The sequence below is a fragment of the Bacillus sp. FSL W8-0116 genome (assembly GCF_038003825.1).
GTDB classification, from domain to species: domain Bacteria; phylum Bacillota; class Bacilli; order Bacillales; family DSM-4216; genus Bacillus_O; species Bacillus_O smithii.
In genome coordinates this window covers 1,226,012-1,245,867 of record NZ_JBBOPY010000001.1, presented here as the reverse complement: position 1 = coordinate 1,245,867, position 19,856 = coordinate 1,226,012, and the positions used below count along the sequence as shown (strand labels likewise).

The following is a 19,856-nucleotide window of genomic DNA, read 5'->3' as shown; positions in this document are numbered from 1 at the left end:
GAGATTTCATTTTTGGCGTTAAGGCTATTATCCCTGGTTTCCAACGGCAGAATTTGTAAGAGTATCTTTTGAAGGAATGGCGCAATGATTCGGATGAAAAATCGCCATGGATAAAGCGGGAAAGGTCATCATCGAGGGAATGGCGGCCAAACACAAGTGTGATATCATGATTCCACGGAAATAGAAAGATGCAAAACGATAAATACCGGAATAGCGATGTTATTCATTGGAAAAACACAGCCCCTCTTCACCCTAAAGAGGGGCTAAATGGAAACAGAGGAATAAAATTACTTATAAGTGAATCAGTTCATCTTTCAGAGTAAAGTCCGTTTTATTCTTTTTTTAGAAGCATTTTTTCAATTTGCTCACTCTTTAAAGGTTTGCTAAATAAGTACCCTTGTCCAAGGTCACATCCGTATTGCGCAAGGATTTGAAGCTGATCTTCGGTTTCGATTCCTTCGGCCACTACACGTAAATTTAAATTATGGGCAAGGGAAATAATAGAATGTACAAGAGAAGCATTTTTTTGATTCGTTAATTCTTCGACAAATGATTTGTCTAGTTTTAAAACGTCGACTTGCAATTTCATTAAATACGACAAAGAAGAAAAACCGGTTCCAAAATCGTCAATGGCAATTTGGACTCCCATTTGCTTCAGCTTTTGGATCGTTTGAATTGTCGTATCGAAATCTTGAATCATCGTGCTTTCTGTCATTTCTAATATAAGATATTGAGGTTCGATCTCTGCTTTTTTTATTAAGTTTAATATGTCTTCGACTAACGTTCCTTTTTCAAAATGCTGAGGCGAAATGTTGACGGAAACGGGAACCTTATGAAAACCAAGCAATTGCCATTTCTTCATTTGCTTCCCAACTTGTTCAAGAACCCAATGTGTAATGGGAACAATTAAATCTAATTCCTCCGCACGAGAAATAAATTCACTCGGGGCGATCATTCCTTTTTGAGGATGGTTCCAACGAATTAAGGCTTCTAAAGATTCAATCCGTTTCGTTAATAGATTAAATTTCGGCTGATAGACTAAATAAAATTCGTTATTAAGGATGGCTCTTTGAATATCACTTTCGAATGAATCGTTGAAATCCGTTAGCTTGCCGCAAAATTGATAATTGTTCTTCCCGAATTGTTTCGCTTTGTGAAGAGCTTGATTTGCATGTTTTAATAATGTGGAGATATCTCCGCCGCAATTTGGATAGATGCCAATTCCAATAGAAGAAGTCGTCTTAAATTCATGGTTTTTGATTTTCCATGGCTCTTGCAGTGCCGATAAAATTCGTTTTGCCAGATTGCCCACATCTTCGATCGAAATTCCTGTAAGCAAGATCGCAAATTCGTCTCCGCTCAATCGCGCCAATGTATCTTCTTTACGAATGCATGCTTTCACCCGTTTCACAAACTGGATCAATAACTCGTCTCCTACGTCATGGCCTAACGTATTATTCACCCATCTAAACTGGTCTAAATCCAAAAACATGACAAAAAACGGTTCTTGACGGCTTTTAGCTTGATTCATCGTATGGTGGAGGCGTTCCATAAATAAGCGGCGATTGTAGGAACCGGTTAGATAATCATGGAAAGCCATGTTTTCTAATTCTGCTTCATATTGTTTTCGTTCTGTCACTTCTTTTGAAACGCAAAGAATGTGATGAAGCTCCTGGTTCTCGCCATACACGGGTGTCATCTTTGTTTCTAGCCAAATAAAAGAACCCTCTTTATGTTTAAAACGGAATTCCACCGAACTATGCTCTTTTGTTTTTAAAACGTTTTGAAAACACCTAACCACTCGTTCGATGTCTTCTTTGTGAACAAGTTTATAAGGGAATTCGCTTCCTTCATTTAGAACGATTCCTAAAACGGTACGATGTGAAGGAGAAGAATATAAAATATTCATATCAGCGTCAAGAAGAGAAACGAGGTCGGTCGTGTTTTCCGCAATTAATCGATACTTCGCTTCATATTCCTGTAATTTTCTTTCCTCTTTCACAATAAAATTTTGTAAAAACGCTATTATATAGGCCGTTTTCACTTGCTCATTATCGATAAGCGAGAGATTATTATCCACATCTGTTAAATTTTCATCATTACGGCCAAAAATCGTGTCAACCAGTTCGGACGTTCCGTCTAACTCGATCTGGAATGACTTTTTCAATGACGTCTTATTTTCAGGAATATCCACAGAAAGATTTTTCCAAAGCACTTCATTTTCTGAATAATCGTATGTCGATTTTTGATTTATTTTTTGGAGATTGACAATCGATTCGATTATATTAGAAAAAGGGTCTGGAATTTCTTTTGCACGAATTCGTTCATTTTGGCTGCTCTTTTGTTCAGTCATGTTTTGGGCAATCCCCAATACACCGGTTACAGTATTGTTCACAATAATCGGAATATTGGTTAGTTTAAGCAATACACGCTCTTTTTTCTGATTATAAATGGAACATTGGTAGTGTCTGATTTCTCCTTGCAAGACAGCATGGAAATGTTCCATTGCAGACGCCAGACTATCAGGTGTTATTAAGGAAGCAAATGAACAGTTCATAAGATCTTTCCATCTATATCCGGTCACTTGTTCAACCGAGTGATTGGCCTTTAAAATACGACCCTTCAAATCCAATTGGAAGATAAGAACGGGATGGTTTTTTGCTGCAGATTGATGATACTGTTGGCTTTCTTTGAACTGATGCTCTTTTTCCGTTTGTTCCGATATCTCTTTAAAAATCCCCATAAAGCCTATGATTTCTCCGTTTTTATTTTTTATGGAGGAATACAAAGTGTTCACATGAAGCAGTCTGCCATCTTTTCGTTTCCATGTTGTTCGATGAAAAAGGAAATGATTTTCTTTTTGCAATAGGGTGGTCCGATTGTGGCATTCTTCCTCAAAATGACCCGGCGTGAGCTTTAAATGATGAATAGGGAGCCCAACGACATCTTCTTCTTTCCAACCAAATAACGAGGTAAAGGAAGGGTTGGCGCGGATGATGTTCCAATTGGAATCCATTATCAATATCCCATCCGATGTCGCGGCGAAAAAAGATTCAAAAATGGAACGCAAAGGAATGAAGTCTTCCTCGATTTTTTTTCGTTTGTTTCCAACTCTTCCGATCACTATCATATGAGTACATTTTCCTTGGGAATTGAAAATAGGGGTGATCGCCAATTCACTTACATTCTGACCGATGATAGACTGAATTCCGTTATTATACTCTAAGCAGCGGGCTGAAATGAACGCTTTGTTTAATGCATCATGGAGGTTTGACGCATACGGGTCGGGAAGCACTTCTTCCGCAAATTTTCCGTATTTTTCTTTGTTGATACCGACTTTAAAAGCTGTTTCATTTGCTGTCAGCAATTGAAACTTTCCATCTATGACTTCAAAAAGGAGGGAAAAATCTGTCATTTGATGAAAAGCTTTCTCAATCATTTCTAATAAAGTAGAATTTGACATATTGAAACCCCTTTTAGTATAATATCAAATTCATCTATCTTATTTTCTTTATGTTGATAATTTTTTAACTTTTTCACGAAAAAATACACATCTATTTTATCTATAAGAGTGTGTATAAAAGGTTTGTAGAAACTTTCTTATTATACTTTTTTTACATATTAATACAAAATACTACAAATGACAACTGACAAAGGCTGATTGAGTCGAGTTTTTTCAAATTTTCGTTTTTTTGCATGAAATTAGGACATTATAAAAATTTTATTGAAAGCGTTATAGCAATCAAAAAATGATTTTCTTATGGATTTTTTGCGCAACTTACCTGTGGATATTTCTTTTTCGTTTTTTACTATGAAAAAGCGATTGGAAATCATAAAATCTGAGAGGTTTGGAAAGGATAGGTACTTTTTGTATTAATTGAATTTGAAGAAAGTATGCAAATCATTTTATATTGTAAGAAGTGATGCGTTCAGGAAGCGCTTGAACGAATTGGGATGAATAGACTATACATCGAGGTAGACGTATGCAACCGAATTTATCCCGTACCGAACCAAAATCGGAGCGATTCTATATTAGTGTAAAAAGGAAGTTTTGGATAAGCCATGCTGTTTCCATTGGATGGATGTTTTTTTCTATTTATCTTTCTCTCCCTTGGTTGAAAGATCTTTCTTCCATTCTTTCTTTTCCTTTGGCACTCCTCGTGATTGGCGGAATTGCTTATATTCCCGGTTACATGAATGCTTTTTTGGTCATCAGTTTATTGCTTGATAGACAACCAGCTTTTAAGAATGAATTTCCTTCTGATCCAGTGACTTTGCTTATCGCAGCTTATAATGAAGAAAAAACCATTTATAACACGCTGCGATACGTGGCCGCTCAGGACTATGGTGGAAAAATGAGCATAATCGTTGTTAATAACCATTCAACAGATCACACGGATCAAGAAATTTTGCGAGCTAAACAAGAATTCGATTTGGACATGACCATTTTACACGAAGAAAAGCCGGGAAAGTTTCATGCCTTGAATAAGGGATTATGGTATGTGACGACACCTTATGTGATCACTTTAGATGCCGATACATTGCTTCATCCATCTGCTGTTCGCTATTTAGTTGCCAGAATCAAAAGCAGTCCTCTGGATGTCTGTGCGGTCGCTGGTTCGGTGCTTGTTCGAAACAGCCGCGAAACGATTTGGACGAAAATACAAGAGTGGGATTACTTTCTGAGTATTGCTTCAATTAAAAGATTACAAGGATTATATCAAGGTACATTGGTCGCGCAAGGTGCTTTTAGTTTATTCAAGACTGACTGTATACGCGAAGTACAAGGATGGCCGGATGCTATTGGAGAAGACATAGTTTTAACGTGGAGACTTTTACGTAATGATTGGAATGTGTATTATGAACCTCTGGCTGTTGCCTTTACAGATGTCCCCACTACCTTTAGCCGCTTTGCGAAACAACGTTCTAGATGGGCTAGAGGAATGATTGAAGGATTAAGTGAAGTCAAACCATGGAGACAGCCGAAATTATATTGGAAGTACTTAACCGGAATTAACTTCTTGATGCCTTATCTGGATGTTGTTTACACTTTTTGTTGGATTCCGGGATTCGTATTGGCTTTTTTGGGCGTTTACTGGATTGCAGGCCCCATGACGCTAACGGTTTTGCCTTTAAGCATTGCTAGTTATGCCTTGCTTTATCACTATCAAAAACATTACGTATTTCGAAATCTTCATCTAAAGGTAAGAAAAAATAAATTAGGCTTTGTTTTATTTCTTCTTTGTTATCAAATGGTGATGTCGCCGGTTTCTGTGATGGGTTACTTGCAAGAGTTTTTCAAATGGAAACGTGTTTGGAAGTAAAGACTTTTTCTATTTAGTGTACTCTCTAATAGAAGAGAGTTCTTTTTTTACTATCTGACGCATCTTCCGTGAAATCTCGGTACCGTCAAGAATTTTGTGTTATGTAAGATAGATAGGGTATCTCTGAAATGGATTTGGAATGGATAGGGGTTCGATTTCCTCCACACAGGAGACTGAATATTCAGTCTCCTGTGTGGAAAGGGAGAATCCCTTTATTTTGTTCGTTTACAATATTTGGTTAGTTATAACGTTTTTCAAACATTTGTTGAAGGGTTTCATAGGCTTCAGCAAATCCTCGTAATTTTCGTCCTGCCCATTTCTCATTAAAATCTTGGATGGTCAAATACACGACTTTTTCAGCGGCTTCTAAACTACTCAAACTGTTCATCGGCTTTAGACGTTTCCGAATCTCTTTGATCGTTCGTTCAATGGCATTGGTCGTGTAAATCACACTTCGAATACTGCTTGGATAATCCATAAATGTAAGGAGGACATCCAACTCATTGGCCCAAGATTGAACTTCTCTCGGATACTTGTTCGACCATTTCGACTCAAACTGTTGAAACATCTGTAACGCAATCTCCTTATTCGGTGCGCGATAAATCAGTTTGAGATCCTCTGCCACTTCAAATTGATCTTTTTTCCGAACACGATTTAGGGTGTTGCGGACTTTGTGAACGACACAGCGCTGCACATCGGCTTTCGGATACACCGCCTTAAAGGCTTCCTCCAGCCCCGGTAGTCCATCGAATACGCCCAGAAGCACTTCCTTGACGCCTCTTTTGTAGAGCTGTTGGAGAATCTCCCGCCATCCATAGGCGCTTTCTTGTCCTCCCACGAAGAAATCCAGAATTTCTCGATACCCTTCTTCATTCACTCCTAACACCACATAAATGACTTCTTTCTCTACCGTATCGCGGCGAAGTTTCACGTACAAGCCGTCCAAATATAAGACAGAATAACGTTTGGATAGTGGACGATGGTGCCATTTCTCGATGTCTTCCTTCACTACATCGGTCATACGGCTGATCGTTGCAGGAGAATAGGCATTGCCTAAAATTCGTTCAATAAACTTGCCAATTTCACGCGTACTCATGCCACTTTGATACATCCTGATGATGGCTTCCTCGAGCCAGCCCGTATGGCGTTGGTAAGGGGCAAACAGCTGCGTTTGAAATTCCCCGTTTCGGTCTCTTGGAACAGAAAGTCCTTCGATACGACCATACTGCGTGTCTAGGTTTCGATGGTAATAGCCGTTTCTTCTATTCGACGTTCCCTCTTGTTCCATTTCGAGGAAAGTCTGGATTTCTTCCTTCATGATCAGCTCTAATTTTTCCTTTACAAACTCACGAATAACGTTTTCCAGTTGATTCATCCAATCTATATTCGATATACTTTTAGACATAGGTAGGGTACTCCTTTCTCTAAGATTTTTGCCAAATAAGAGAATACCCTACCTTTTTCTTTTGGTCTAACTAAATGCTTGACACAAAATTTTATACATCATCGAAATCTCTATGGGGAAAAGTCTCCTTCTGTTTCCTGCGATATTTTTGCATCTAAAAATAGTTGTTTTATTCAAAAATGAAGTGGATAAAGGATGGAAAAAGAGACGCCGATTCAAGCCATGTGATATGATAGAAAAAAATGGACGATTTTGATGTAGAAAGGAAATCATGAAATGTATATAGCGGTAAAAGAAATTGAACTATCCTATGCTGACACGGATATGATGGGCGTCATCTATCATGCGAATTATATTAAATGGCTTGAATTGGGAAGGGAAAAGCTCATAAAGGATGTCGGCTTTGACTATTTGGACATGGAAAAAGCGGGGTATTATGCTCCGGTATACAATCTGAATATTACTTATAGAAAATCATTAAAGCTCGGAGATAAAGTGTTTGTTAAGACGTGGGTTGAAAAAAATCAAGGCTTAAAGACAGAATACGGTTTTCAAATCGTAAACGGAGATGGGGAAGTATGTGCGGAAGGAAGTACGACGCACATCGTGGTTCGCAAAGATGAAAAAGGCGAATTCAAGCCTGTTCAATTTAAAAAAGCATTTCCTGATTGGTTTCAAAAATATGAAGAAATAAGGAAAAAATAATAGACAAGCTCTTAAAACACGAAGATTTTTTCTTCTTGCCGGCAAAACGTCGGCCGGCCTGTCCTGCTTCAAAGTATGATATAGTAAGAATGCGGGAAAATTAGAAAAAATAACAGGATTGAATATGGCGATTTCATCGTTGTCCAGTAAAGGTGGGAAAAAAATGAAATGCGTGATTTTGGTTGGCAGCCCGCTGCGGCCCAGCCGATCTGATTCGATCGCCGATTTTTTAAAAAACCGTTTAGAATCGATCGGACATCAAGCGGAAGTGATATCCATTCGGGACTTGCCGGCTGAGGATGTTTATTATGCTGATTTTCATAGTACGGCTATCCAACAATATAAGCAAAAAATCGAAGAAGCGGATGGATTCATCGTGATATCCCCGGTTTACAAAGCATCCATACCGGGCGCATTAAAGGCGTTTATCGATTTGCTGCCAATGGATATTTTAAAGGGAAAATCAGTGTTTCCGATCATGGTAGGAGGAACGATGTCGCACTTGCTGACGATTGAATATGTTCTAAATCCGCTTCTTTCAGTCATCGGGGCCACTCAAATTGCCCGCGGCGTTTACATTCACGACTCGCATGTGCAGATGAAGGAAAATGGAGAAGTCGTCATCGATTTGGATATTCAGGATAGACTGAACAACAGTTTGGCTGATTTTATCAGATTTTCTCCATCATAACCGAAACCTGCCGATATAGGCGGGTTTCTTTTCAAGCAAATACAGAAAAATGAGTGTGGGGGATGGGAACATGACAGATCATTGGAATGTCCAGCTGTATGATAGCCAACATTCTTTTGTCTCGCAATATGGGACAGAGTTGATAGACTTGTTGGCTCCGCAAAATGGGGAGCGCATTTTGGATTTGGGGTGTGGAACTGGAGATTTGGCCAATCAGCTGCATATGTTAGGGGTGGATGTAGTTGGAATAGATTCATCCGGAAACATGATCGAACAAGCACGAAAAAAGTATCCTCATCTTGAATTTCAGCAAGCGAATGCGCTTGATCTTCCTTTTAAGGATGAGTTTGATGCCGTGTTCTCCAACGCCGTTCTTCATTGGATTAAACCGCCGGAACAAGCGCTTGAAGGCATTTACAAAGCGCTGAAAAAAGGAGGCCGATTTGTGGCAGAGTTCGGTGGAAAAGGGAATGTCCAAATGATTGTCAATGCTGCGATTGAAATATTCAGAAAAATGGGAATAAAAAATACTGATGCGCGCATTCCGTGGTATTATCCAAGTGTCGGCGAGTACACTTTTTTGATGGAGCGATATGGTTTTCGGGTGGCCGCAGCGTTTCATTTTGACAGACCTACTCCATTATTGGGCAAGGAAGGTTTGCGGAATTGGCTTAAAATGTTTGGAAATCCGATGTTTCAAGATCTGGACGATGAAACAAAAGAAGAGATTATTTTAGATATAGAAGCGCTTTTGAAAGAAAAAATGTTCAAAAACGGTCAATGGATGGCTGATTATAAAAGGATTCGGGTCGTAGGTCTTAAGGAATAGAAGGTTCGTTTTAGGAAGAGTACTAGGTCTTGGAATAGAGGCTATAATCTACAAAAGCCTTTCGTTCTTTAGCAGTGTGAAAAGGAGGAGAGGCTTTTTTTATCAAGAAAAATGTCGTTCTTTCTTCCTGAAAGAAATCGTCGATCTTGTGAATAATTTTGATTAAAAATGAAAGAATTTGATAGAAATTTATTGATGTTTGTAATCGGTTCCATTACAATATAAGTGTAGAGAAAAAGAAAGAAAGGATTCAGAGGTGGTTTTGTGCTGACGGAAGAGAGACACCGACTGATTTTGCAAGCGCTTAAAGAAAAAGAAATAGTAAAAATAAGCGAACTTACAGCTTTAACGGATGCTTCCGAGTCTACGATTAGAAGAGATTTGACGTGGCTGGAAGAGAAAAAGTTTTTAAAGCGCATTCATGGGGGCGCGGCTCGACTTCAAGGAAAGTTGACGGAGTTAAGCGTTCCTGAAAAATCATCCAAAAACATTCAAGAAAAAAAGCAAATCGCTCAATATGCGGCAAGCATTGTGGAAGATGGCGATTGTATTTACTTGGATGCCGGCACAACGACGATGCAAATGATTGAATGGTTAGAAGGGAAAGATATTGTTGTTGTGACCAATGGTTAAAATCTTGTCGAACTTCTTTTGAAGAAAGGCATCCGAACCTATTTAATTGGAGGATTTGTCAAGCCGAAGACAAATGCTATGGTTGGCAGAGGGGCCATTGAATCGATTCGACAATATCGTTTTGACAAGGCGTTTATTGGTACGAACGGTGTCCATCCCCAATACGGTCTCACCACACCTGATCCTGAAGAAGCCCAAGTGAAGAAACAGGCAATCGACTTGTCAAGGGAGGCGTATGTACTGGCGGATGAAGAAAAATTTGGCGAAATTTCTTTTTCAAAAATTGCGGAGATAGATGAAGTCATCATCATCACAAATTCTCTTGAGGACGATCAAAAAGTAAGTTTTGCGAATCAAACGATGATAAAGGTTGTGACAACATGATTTATACCATTACATTAAATCCTTCCATAGATTATATCCTGGCAATGGATCGCCTCGAACCGGGGAGTTTGAACCGATCCACTCACGAAACCGTTCTCCCGGGAGGCAAAGGAATCAACGTATCGAGAGTGTTGAAGCGATTAGATATAGACAGTACGGTTTTAGGTTTTGGCGGCGGATTTACAGGACGCTATATTGAGGAATATCTTCGGAAAGAAGGCATTTCTTCCCGCTTGGTTCCTGTAGACGGATTGAGCCGCATTAATGTAAAAATTATGGCTGATCAAGAAACGGAGATCAACGCGAACGGTCCGGATATTCAAAGAGCTGATTTAGAAAAACTTTTACAGACAGTAGCTGGTTTAACAAGCGGCGATGTACTAGTTTTGGCAGGAAGCATTCCGGCTTCCATTCCGAAAACCTTTTATCAAACGATTGCAGAAACGATTCGAGGAAAAGACGTTCGGCTTGTTGTCGATGCTGAGAAAAACTTGTTGGAACCGGTGCTCGATTATCGTCCGTTTCTCATTAAACCGAATCATCATGAACTTGGACAAATATTTCAAGCCACGATCAAGACGGTGGAAGAAGCTGTCTATTATGGAAAGAAGCTGCTTGAGAGAGGCGTGCAGAATGTGATCGTTTCTATGGCTGAACAAGGGTCCGTCCTCTTAAATGAACAAGGCGTTTGGCAGGCGACTGTACCTAAAGGCGAGCTGAAAAGTTCGGTTGGGGCCGGAGATTCTACGGTCGCCGGATTTTTAGCTGGCATAGAGCGCGGCTACAGTCTTGAAAAATCTTTTCAGCTTGCCAATGCTGCAGGAAGCGCGACTGCTTTTTCCATCGGGCTTTGCACGAAAGATCAAGTAGAACAACTTTTTGATCAAGTCAAGGTCAAAAAGATCATGTAGGGGGAATAGGTGATGAAAATAACAGAATTGTTGACAAAAGATACAATTCAACTAAATTTAAAAGCCCATTCCAAAGAAGCCGTGATCGATGAATTAATTGACGTTCTCGATAAAGCTGGAAAATTAAACGATAAGAAGGCTTTTAAACAAGGCATTTTAAAAAGAGAAGAAGAAAGCACAACGGGGATCGGTGAAGGAATTGCCATTCCCCACGCCAAAACGGCCGCGGTAAAAACACCCGCGATTGTGTTCGGGAAATCAGAAAACGGTGTGGACTATGAGTCGCTTGACGGCCAGCCAGCCTATTTATTTTTCATGATTGCCGCGACGGAAGGTGCCAATCAAACCCATTTAGAAGCATTGAGCCGACTGTCCGGCATGTTGATGCATCCTGAGGTGAGGGAAGGGCTGATGCAAGCCAAATCAGCAGACGAGGTCCTCTCTCTTATTGAATCGTTCGACCGTGAAGATGAAGAAGAGCAACAAAAAACAGCTTCTTCTTCCGCTTCGAAAGGGAAAATATTGGCCGTTACCGCTTGTCCGACGGGTATTGCCCATACGTATATGGCGGCAGATGCTTTAAAATTGAAAGCAAAAGAAATGGGCATTGATATAAAAGTAGAAACAAACGGATCTGGCGGAGCAAAAAATGTATTGACTCCGGAAGAAATTGCAGAAGCGCCTGCGATCATTGTTGCGGCGGATACAAAAGTGGACATGGACCGTTTTGACGGAAAGCCGGTGATTGAAGTTCCGGTTGCGGATGGAATTCGTCGTCCTGAAGAGTTGATTGAAAAAGCCATCAAAAAAGATGCGCCGATTTATCACGCAAAAAACAGAAAAAATGACGGTTCGGATTCCGGAAAAAATAGCTCAAAGGGATGGGCAGGTTTTTACAAGCATTTGATGAATGGCGTTTCCAACATGCTTCCATTCGTAGTCGGCGGCGGTATTTTGATTGCGATCTCCTTTATGTTTGGCATTCATTCCGCTGATCCGAAAAGTCCGGAATACAATAAATTTGCCGAAATCATCAATACAATCGGCGGTCAAAACGCGTTTATGTTAATCGTGCCTGTGTTGGCTGGTTTTATTGCGATGAGCATTGCCGATCGTCCTGGATTTGCGCCTGGTATGGTTGGGGGATTGATGGCTTATAACGGGCATGCCGGATTTTTGGGCGGCTTGATTGCCGGATTTTTGGCTGGTTATATCGTTGTAGGCATTAAATATGTATTTAGAAATTTACCGCAGGTGTTTGATGGATTGAAACCTGTCTTGATCTACCCGCTCTTGGGGGTCTTCTTGACGGGGCTGATTATGTACTTTTTAGTGGAACCGTTAAGCGACGTCAACACCGGATTGCAGCATTGGCTGAACGGATTGGGAACAGGCAACTTAATTATTCTGGGACTGATCCTAGGCGCTATGATGGCCATTGACATGGGAGGTCCGATCAACAAAGCGGCTTATACATTTGGACTTGCAATGATTGAAGCGGGAAACTTCTATCCGCATGCAGCCATTATGGCCGGCGGTATGGTGCCTCCGCTCGGGCTTGCCCTTGCAACGACTTTCTTCCGAAACAAATTCACGGATCAAGAAAGAAAAGCTGGTTTTACTTGCTATTTCATGGGAATTTCCTTTATTACAGAAGGTGCCATTCCGTTTGCGGCATCGGATCCGCTGCGGGTCATCCCGGCAACGGCGATCGGTTCCGCAGTAGCCGGAGCGCTGACTATGGCTTTTCATATTGGGCTTCCGGCTCCGCATGGCGGAATTTTCGTCTTCCCGGTTGTTCAAGGAAACGTCTTCTTGTATATTCTTGCGATTCTCATCGGTTCGATTGTGACGGCTTTGATTGTGGGATTCTTAAAAAAACCGGTCAAATCGCAAACGAAATAAAACATGTAGTCCCCGTGCTGTTAAGGCACGGGGCTTCATTTTCTTTAAACACTTTTCCGATGTGCGGGATTCAGAATCCGCCCAAGTCAGTCCATCAAAGGTTTGATGCTAAAAAAGAAGGTGCTGAACTGGAAGACTGCACTATGTAATGATGGCAAGGGGCTGTTGCCGAAAGGAGCAATCTCGTTTTTCAGAAATGGGTGAGAGGCGGATAAAAATTCAGATATACGATTGCCATAAAGCATTGGATAGGAGGACTTTCGTAAAATCTTGCTTCATTGTCGCCATGCTTGTTTGGTGGTATGATACATATACTATATCACTTTGACCGCAAGAAAGGATGCAATTCATGAAAACCTTGGTATTAGCAGAAAAGCCTTCGGTAGCGAGGGACATTGCGAAGGTTCTTAACTGTAAGAAAAAAGGAAACGGTTTTTTGGAAGGCAGCCATTATGTCGTCACTTGGGCTTTAGGTCATTTAGTGACGCTGGCTGATCCGGAAGTTTACCATCACCAATATAAAACATGGAGATTAGAAGATTTGCCAATTATGCCTGAAACATTGAAATTGGTCGTGATCAAAAAAACGGGCAAACAGTTTCAAACAGTGAAAACGCAGATGAATCGAAAAGATATAAAAGAGATTGTCATCGCAACGGACGCCGGTCGTGAAGGAGAGTTAGTCGCCCGATGGATTATTGAAAAAGCTCGAGTAAAAAAGCCGATAAAACGTTTATGGATTTCTTCTGTCACCGATAAAGCGATCAAAGAGGGGTTCCGGCATTTGCGGAACGGAAAAGATTATGAAAACTTATATGCTTCCGCTGTAGCTCGGGCAGAAGCGGATTGGCTTGTCGGAATCAATGCTACTAGAGCACTGTCGACAAAATTTAATGCCCAGCTTTCTTGCGGACGTGTTCAAACACCGACGCTTGCCATGATTGCCCGCCGAGAAGAAGAAATCAAGTCATTCGTTCCAGAGCGATTTTTTGGCATCAAAGCGGTTACGGACCATTTTGCGTTGACATGGCAAGACTCTCGATCAAAAGATCAAAAGACGTTTTCCAAAGAAAAACGCGATGCCATTTTGGCGAAATTAGCCCGGAAAAAGGCAGAAATCATTTCTGTGAAAAAAACACATAAAAAAAGTTATCCGCCTGCATTGTATGATTTAACGGAATTGCAGCGCGACGCCCATAATAGATTCGGATTTTCAGCAAAAGAAACTCTTTCCGTTTTGCAGCGGCTTTACGAACACTATAAACTGGTCACTTATCCACGGACGGATTCACGGTATTTATCAAGCGATATTGTGGGAACGTTGAAAGAGCGTGTGGATGCGGTCAGCGTCAGACCTTACTCCACTTTTACAGCCCGGTTATTAGTTCGTCCGATCAAAGGCAACGCTTCTTTTGTAAACGACCAAAAGGTATCTGACCACCATGCTTTAATTCCGACAGAAGAAATGCCCAATTTGGATCAGCTAAGCGACAAAGAGCGGAAAATTTATGATTTGATTGTCAAACGCTTTTTGGCGGTCCTGTACCCGCCGTTTGAATATGAACAAACATCGATTCAAGCACGTATTGGCGATGAGATCTTTACAGCCAAAGGGAAAAGAGTGCTTTCGATAGGCTGGAAAGAAATATATGGAAAAGAAATAGATGACGAAGAAGACGGAGATCAGCTGCTTCTGGAACTCCGTGAGGGAGAGTGGATTCCTGTCATCAATCTTCAGCCAACGGAAGGAGAAACCAAACCGCCTGCTCCGTTTAATGAAGGCACGCTTTTATCAGCGATGGAAAATCCGGCTAAATATATGGAAAACAAAAGCAAAGATTTGATTCAAACTCTTGGGAAGACAGGTGGATTAGGGACGGTTGCGACACGAGCGGATATTATTGAAAAGCTGTTTCATACTTTTTTAATTGAAAAGAAAGGAAAAGATATTCATATCACTTCAAAAGGAAAACAGCTTTTGGATCTTGTCCCTGACAAATTAAAATCGCCAGCCTTAACCGCCGAATGGGAGCAGAAACTAGAGGCGATTTCTAAAGGAAAGCTGTCGAAGCAAGCCTTTTTGCGTGAAATCCGCACCTATGCCAAAGGCGTGACGTTAGAAATTAAACAGAGCGATAAGAAATTTAAACATGATAACCTGACAGGAAAAAAATGTCCAGAGTGCGGGAAGCTTCTTTTGGAAGTGAACGGGAAAAAAGGGAAAATGCTCGTTTGTCAGGACAGAACATGCGGATATCGAAAACAAATCTCCAAATTAACCAATGCCCGCTGTCCGCAATGCCATAAGCGACTAGAGCTCCGCGGAGAGGGCGAAGGGCAGCTCTTTGTGTGTACGAATTGCGGATTTAAAGAAAAATGGGCGGCCTTTAACGAAAGAAGAAAAAAAGAAAAACAAAATCAAGCTTCGAAAAAAGACGTGGCGCGTTATTTAAAAAATCAAGCAAAAGAAGAACCTGTAAATACGGCACTCGCGGATGCGTTAAAGAAGCTAAAACTGAAATGAAATAATGTGAAACGTGATTTCTCTTCTCAGATGGCTTTTTACGGAGAGATCACGTTTCATTTCGGGTTTCGGCATACTCTTTTGTTCGGCTATCGGGAGGAAAAGATCGTGGATCTCCTATGAGTCGAAAAAATCCTTTTCTTTCCCGTTTGGCTTTCTTGTATTATAATTTAGTGAAAGTACTCGAAACAGGAGGGTGTGCCGATTGCCTATTAATATTCCAAAAGAATTGCCAGCAAGAGAGATTTTAGAGAAAGAGAATATTTTTGTAATGGATGACGAAAGGGCTCGTACTCAAGATATACGGCCTCTTAATATTGTGATTCTGAACTTGATGCCGGAAAAAGAGAAGGCAGAGACACAGCTTCTGAGACTTCTGGGAAATACGCCGATTCAAGTCAATATTACCTTCTTACATACGGCCACACATAAATCCAAAAATGTAAGTAAGCATCATTTGGACCAGTTTTACACAACTTTTTCGAAAATTGAAAATCGTCGTTATGATGGGATGATTATTACAGGGGCCCCGGTAGAAACGATGGAATTCGAAGAGGTGAATTATTGGGAAGAATTAACGGAAATTATGGAATGGTCCAAAACCAATGTTACATCTTCACTGCACATCTGCTGGGGAGCACAGGCGGCTCTGTATTACCATTATGGTATTGAAAAGTTTGAATTACCCGAAAAATGCTTGGGTATTTATGAACATACCATACATTATCCGACTGTCAAACTTGTCCGCGGGTTTGACGATGTGTTTTCAGCTCCCCATTCCCGCTACACGGACGTTGAAAAACAGCAAATCTTAGAACATCCTGACTTGCTTCTGCTGGCGTCATCAGAAGAAGCCGGACCTCTTCTCATTATTTCGAAGGATGCGAAGCATATTATGATTACCGGACATCTGGAATATGAAACTGAAACGCTGGCGGAAGAGTATAAACGCGATATACAAAGAGGGATTGATATTCATATTCCGGAACATTATTTTCCTAATGACAATCCTAATAAACAGCCGCGCAATACTTGGCGTTCTCACGCTCATCTGCTTTTCTCCAATTGGCTGAACTATTATGTGTACCAAGAGACGCCGTATATTTGGGAATAAAAAGAAATGTTCAAACGGTATGGCTTTTGTATCAATAACAGTAGAACTCCTGTTTATTGACAGCCATACCTTTTTATTTGGGTACGGATTTCGGCCATTATCATTGATTTAAGAATATGATCCATGATCGGTTGGAAATAACTTTCATCTACTGAAAGGTTAGCACGTTTCGCCCTTTATAAAATATCACCGAAATGGATTGGAACGTCTATCCTTTATTCGTCACCAAAAAGTATAAAAACCAAACCGCATGATTTTGTTCATCAGCAGCTGCACGTCGAAACACTTCTTTTATATACGGATCCATACTTTTTTCCATTATATCCAGGTAAAAATCGACTGTATTTTGTTCATCTTCCAAAGCATATTTTAATCCTTCCACATAGGTATTCGGACATTCTTCCGGCTTTTTTAGACTGGGCTGTTTGCCGGTCAGATGGATATATAACTGTGTAAATCGTTGATAATGTCTGACTTCATCGCTGCGAATTTCCAAAATTTTAGCTTTTTCCTTTTTTGTCGGAGCCATGTTGGCTAACTTGGCATAACATTGAATGGCGCTATATTGTCCATTTATGGCTTTTTCAATTTTTTGTACGAATTTGTCCACTTGTCTGTAAAGTCTGGTGGATGGATCGTTATTTGTGTCCATATAGACTACCTCCCCAACGTTTACTCCCTTTATACTATGGCGAATGTAAAAATGAGGTGAGTGTTTATATAAAATGTCTTTAAATGAAAAGCTGCCGGAAAGCATGACGATGGTACAGATAAACACTTTTTTAGAAAGTTTGAAATGGTGGGGAAGATGATGCGTTCAGTGGCTCTCCGCCGTTTAAATCGGGAATGGTCATGTAAGTCCTTTTGGTTTGGCGCGCTGAACGATGACCGTTATTCAATATTAATAGAATGGAATTGATAGGAAAAAATCCTTACACGTTGCTGTTTTAAAAACGGATTTTTTTAGTCAGCAAATGCTGTTGTTTCTATTTGTTTGAATGATTAAGATGAAATCAATACCAAGTTTTCTTGGCATACGAAAAAAATGATGAATGGAAAAGAATACTTGGAAAGTCTGAGAGACAACAGAGTGGTTTATTTAAACGGAGAAAAAATTGATGATGTAACGGAACATCCTGCATACCAAAATTCAGCCCGATCGATCGCGCGGATGTATGATGCTCTTCATGACGAAAAACAGCAGCCGATATTGACGACGGTAACCGAAGAAGGAATCAGAACCCATAAATTTTTTAAAGAACCGAAAGATGCCGATGATTTAATTGGAGCAAGGGATGCAATCGCAGAGTGGTCTAAACTGAATTATGGATTTATGGGCCGAACACCGGACTATAAAGCCTCTTTTACTGCCAATTTACGAGCGTTTGCCTACTACTATGAAGGATTTGAAGATAGCGCCCGCCACTGGTACGAAAAAACCATAAAAGAAGTTCCGTTTATTAATCATACCATTGTGAATCCTCAAGTCGATCGTTCCAAACCTCTTCATGAAAATAAGGATGTATTGAATGTTGAATATGAAATCATTCAAGACATTGGTAGTGGGATTAATTACAAGAAAAAAGGTTTGCGTCAACTAATCAAAATGATAAATAACAAAGAAGTAGATAAAATAGTAGTATTCCATAAAGATAGGCTTCTTAGATTTGGTTTTGAATTGGTTGAGTATATGGCAAACCTTAATGGGTGTGAGATTGAAGTTTTAGATAGCACTGAAAAAACAGATGAACAAGAACTTGTAGAAGATTTAATACAGATTGTTACAGTATTTAGTTGTAGATTACAAGGAAAACGTGCTAATAAAACTAGAAAGTTAGTAGATGAATTAATTGAGGAAAATGAGGAGTTGCTAAATGATAAAGTCAATAAAAGGGATGTTGAAACCAAATAATAAGCAAAAAACTAAATTATTTCTATATGCGAATACAGCTAGATTTGCTTATAATTGGACAATTGCAAAGCAACAAGAAAATTATCAAAATGGTGGTAAATTCATCAATGATTCAACTTTGAGAAAACAGTTTACTCAAATGAAAAATCTTGATGAATTTAATTGGCTGAATAATGTAAGTAATAATGTAACGAAACAAGCTATTAAAGATGCTTGTGATGCTTACAAACGATTTTTTAAAGGACTATCAAAATATCCAAAATTTAAAAGGAAAAAGAAATCTATACCTAGTTTTTATCAGGATAATGTGAAAATCAAATTCACAAAAACACATGTTAAAGTAGAGGGATTTGCTTCAAGTAAAAAGTCGAATAAACAAAAGATAAATTGGATTCGATTAGCAGAAAAAGGACGTATTCCATTTGGTGAAAATGTTAAGTATATGAATCCTCGATTTACATTTGATGGTTTGAATTGGTGGGTATCTGTTGGAATAGAAACAGATAGTGATTATTCTCCTTCAAAAACAGAAGGGATAGGTATTGACTTAGGAATAAAAGATTTAGCTGTTTGTTCTGATGGTAAAGTTTATGGAAATATTAATAAAACAAAAAGAATTAGGCAATTAGAAAAGAAAAAGCGCAGGTTGCAACGTAAAATTTCAAGAAAATATGAAAAAGGAAGGGAGGGAAACCGTTACAGGAAAACCAACAACATTATAAAAAGTGAAAAGCAACTTTTAAAAGTTTCACGAAGACTAACGAATATTCGTCATAACTACATACATCAAATCACTTCTGAAATCGTAAACAGAAAACCAATGTTTATTGTTTTAGAAGATTTGAATGTAAAAGGTATGATGAAAAATAAACATTTAGCTGAATCTGTTCAACAACAGTGTTTCCATGAATTTAGAAGACAAATTGAATACAAGTCAAATTGGAATAATATTCGCTTCATTTTGGCGGATAGATGGTTTCCAAGTTCTAAGTTGTGTTCTTGTTGCGGAAAAGTTAAAAAAGACTTGAAGTTATCCGATAGAACTTTTGAATGCGAATGTGGAAATATTGTTGATCGAGATTATCAAGCGTCTATAAATCTTAAAAAATATGGTGAAAATGTTTTAGAATCTGCATCTTAACAATGCAAGTTAATGCAGACATGTACCGATTCGTTAGTCGGGAATTTACGACTTTGGAGTGTTACACCAAATGCAAGTAGCGATCTGTTTAATAGATAGACGTGAAAGCAGACACGATGAAGAAGTAATGAAACATAAAAGTTGTAGGAAATTATAACTTTTTATAAGTTTTCTGTAACGGGGAATTTGGAACAAACGGCTGCTGATTTATCTTTATCCGTTAGCGGTTTAAGATACCGCATTCATAAAATTGAAACATTGCTTGATCAAGAACTTCGCGATCCCGTCGGCAATTTTCATCTTTTATTGGCCATTCAAGCTCTTATGATCATGGGAGAATTAGAGATTTAATGTTTTTCTTGCTGATTGGCTTTTATT

13 protein-coding genes and 3 pseudogenes are annotated in these 19,856 nt (G+C 39.5%); 13 read left to right on the top strand and 3 right to left on the bottom strand.

Going from position 1 to position 19,856, the window contains the following annotated elements:
* Positions 1–331: 331 nt before the first annotated feature.
* Positions 332–3,463 (bottom strand): sensor domain-containing protein, encoded by a 3,132-nt coding sequence (locus tag N1I86_RS05885; protein ID WP_341095419.1) that lies wholly within the window; start codon positions 3,461–3,463, stop codon positions 332–334.
* A 520-nt stretch (positions 3,464–3,983) separates the two neighbouring features.
* On the opposite strand from N1I86_RS05885, the gene N1I86_RS05880 reads away from it, so the two are divergent.
* Positions 3,984–5,324 carry a glycosyltransferase family 2 protein gene (locus N1I86_RS05880; RefSeq protein ID WP_341095417.1) on the top strand — a complete coding sequence of 447 codons (1,341 nt, stop codon included), beginning with the start codon at positions 3,984–3,986 and terminating at the stop codon, positions 5,322–5,324.
* A gap of 238 nt (positions 5,325–5,562) precedes the next feature.
* On the opposite strand, the gene N1I86_RS05875 is transcribed toward N1I86_RS05880, so the two are convergent.
* Positions 5,563–6,729 carry an IS256 family transposase gene (locus N1I86_RS05875; RefSeq protein ID WP_341095220.1) on the bottom strand — a complete coding sequence of 389 codons (1,167 nt, stop codon included), beginning with the start codon at positions 6,727–6,729 and terminating at the stop codon, positions 5,563–5,565.
* A 276-nt stretch (positions 6,730–7,005) separates the two neighbouring features.
* On the opposite strand from N1I86_RS05875, the gene N1I86_RS05870 reads away from it, so the two are divergent.
* The 8 genes and pseudogenes from N1I86_RS05870 to metA all read left to right on the top strand — a co-directional run bounded on the left by N1I86_RS05870 (position 7,006) and on the right by metA (position 16,425).
* A complete protein-coding gene (locus tag N1I86_RS05870) occupies positions 7,006–7,434 on the top strand; it encodes an acyl-CoA thioesterase (protein WP_341095415.1) in 429 nt (142 codons plus the stop codon).
* A 163-nt stretch (positions 7,435–7,597) separates the two neighbouring features.
* Complete coding sequence (gene ssuE, locus N1I86_RS05865) at positions 7,598–8,125, top strand: NADPH-dependent FMN reductase (RefSeq protein WP_327803504.1); 528 nt, start codon at positions 7,598–7,600, stop codon at positions 8,123–8,125.
* Between the two features lie 70 nt (positions 8,126–8,195).
* Positions 8,196–8,954: a class I SAM-dependent methyltransferase gene (locus N1I86_RS05860; RefSeq protein ID WP_341095413.1), complete on the top strand. Its 759-nt coding sequence runs from the start codon at positions 8,196–8,198 to the stop codon at positions 8,952–8,954.
* 264 nt (positions 8,955–9,218) lie between these two features.
* Positions 9,219–9,971 (top strand): annotated as a pseudogene (locus N1I86_RS05855) (DeoR/GlpR family DNA-binding transcription regulator).
* Entirely contained in the window at positions 9,968–10,882 is a 915-nt protein-coding gene (pfkB, locus tag N1I86_RS05850; RefSeq protein WP_341095411.1) for a 1-phosphofructokinase, read from the top strand. The pseudogene N1I86_RS05855 and the gene pfkB overlap by 4 nt, the downstream one beginning before the upstream one ends.
* Positions 10,883–10,894: 12 nt before the next feature.
* Positions 10,895–12,787, top strand: a complete 1,893-nt coding sequence (locus tag N1I86_RS05845) for a PTS fructose transporter subunit IIABC (protein ID WP_003353866.1) — start codon at positions 10,895–10,897, stop codon at positions 12,785–12,787.
* 349 nt (positions 12,788–13,136) lie between these two features.
* Positions 13,137–15,311, top strand: a complete 2,175-nt coding sequence (locus N1I86_RS05840; RefSeq protein ID WP_341095409.1) for a DNA topoisomerase III — start codon at positions 13,137–13,139, stop codon at positions 15,309–15,311.
* 205 nt (positions 15,312–15,516) lie between these two features.
* Positions 15,517–16,425: a homoserine O-acetyltransferase MetA gene (gene metA, locus N1I86_RS05835; protein WP_341095407.1), complete on the top strand. Its 909-nt coding sequence runs from the start codon at positions 15,517–15,519 to the stop codon at positions 16,423–16,425.
* Positions 16,426–16,633: 208 nt separating this feature from the next.
* On the opposite strand, the gene N1I86_RS05830 is transcribed toward metA, so the two are convergent.
* Complete coding sequence (locus tag N1I86_RS05830) at positions 16,634–17,077, bottom strand: ferritin-like domain-containing protein (RefSeq protein ID WP_003353862.1); 444 nt, start codon at positions 17,075–17,077, stop codon at positions 16,634–16,636.
* 393 nt (positions 17,078–17,470) lie between these two features.
* On the opposite strand from N1I86_RS05830, the pseudogene N1I86_RS05825 reads away from it, so the two are divergent.
* From N1I86_RS05825 to N1I86_RS05810, 4 genes and pseudogenes are all read left to right on the top strand, one after another.
* Positions 17,471–17,935 (top strand): annotated as a pseudogene (locus N1I86_RS05825) (4-hydroxyphenylacetate 3-hydroxylase N-terminal domain-containing protein); the annotation flags it as partial.
* Positions 17,936–17,959: 24 nt separating this feature from the next.
* Positions 17,960–18,337 (top strand): annotated as a pseudogene (locus N1I86_RS05820) (IS607 family transposase); the annotation flags it as partial.
* Positions 18,300–19,478: an RNA-guided endonuclease InsQ/TnpB family protein gene (locus N1I86_RS05815; protein WP_341095405.1), complete on the top strand. Its 1,179-nt coding sequence runs from the start codon at positions 18,300–18,302 to the stop codon at positions 19,476–19,478. The pseudogene N1I86_RS05820 and the gene N1I86_RS05815, both read left to right, overlap by 38 nt.
* A 186-nt stretch (positions 19,479–19,664) precedes the next feature.
* Positions 19,665–19,829 (top strand): helix-turn-helix domain-containing protein, encoded by a 165-nt coding sequence (locus N1I86_RS05810; protein ID WP_234395441.1) that lies wholly within the window; start codon positions 19,665–19,667, stop codon positions 19,827–19,829.
* Positions 19,830–19,856: the final 27 nt, after the last annotated feature.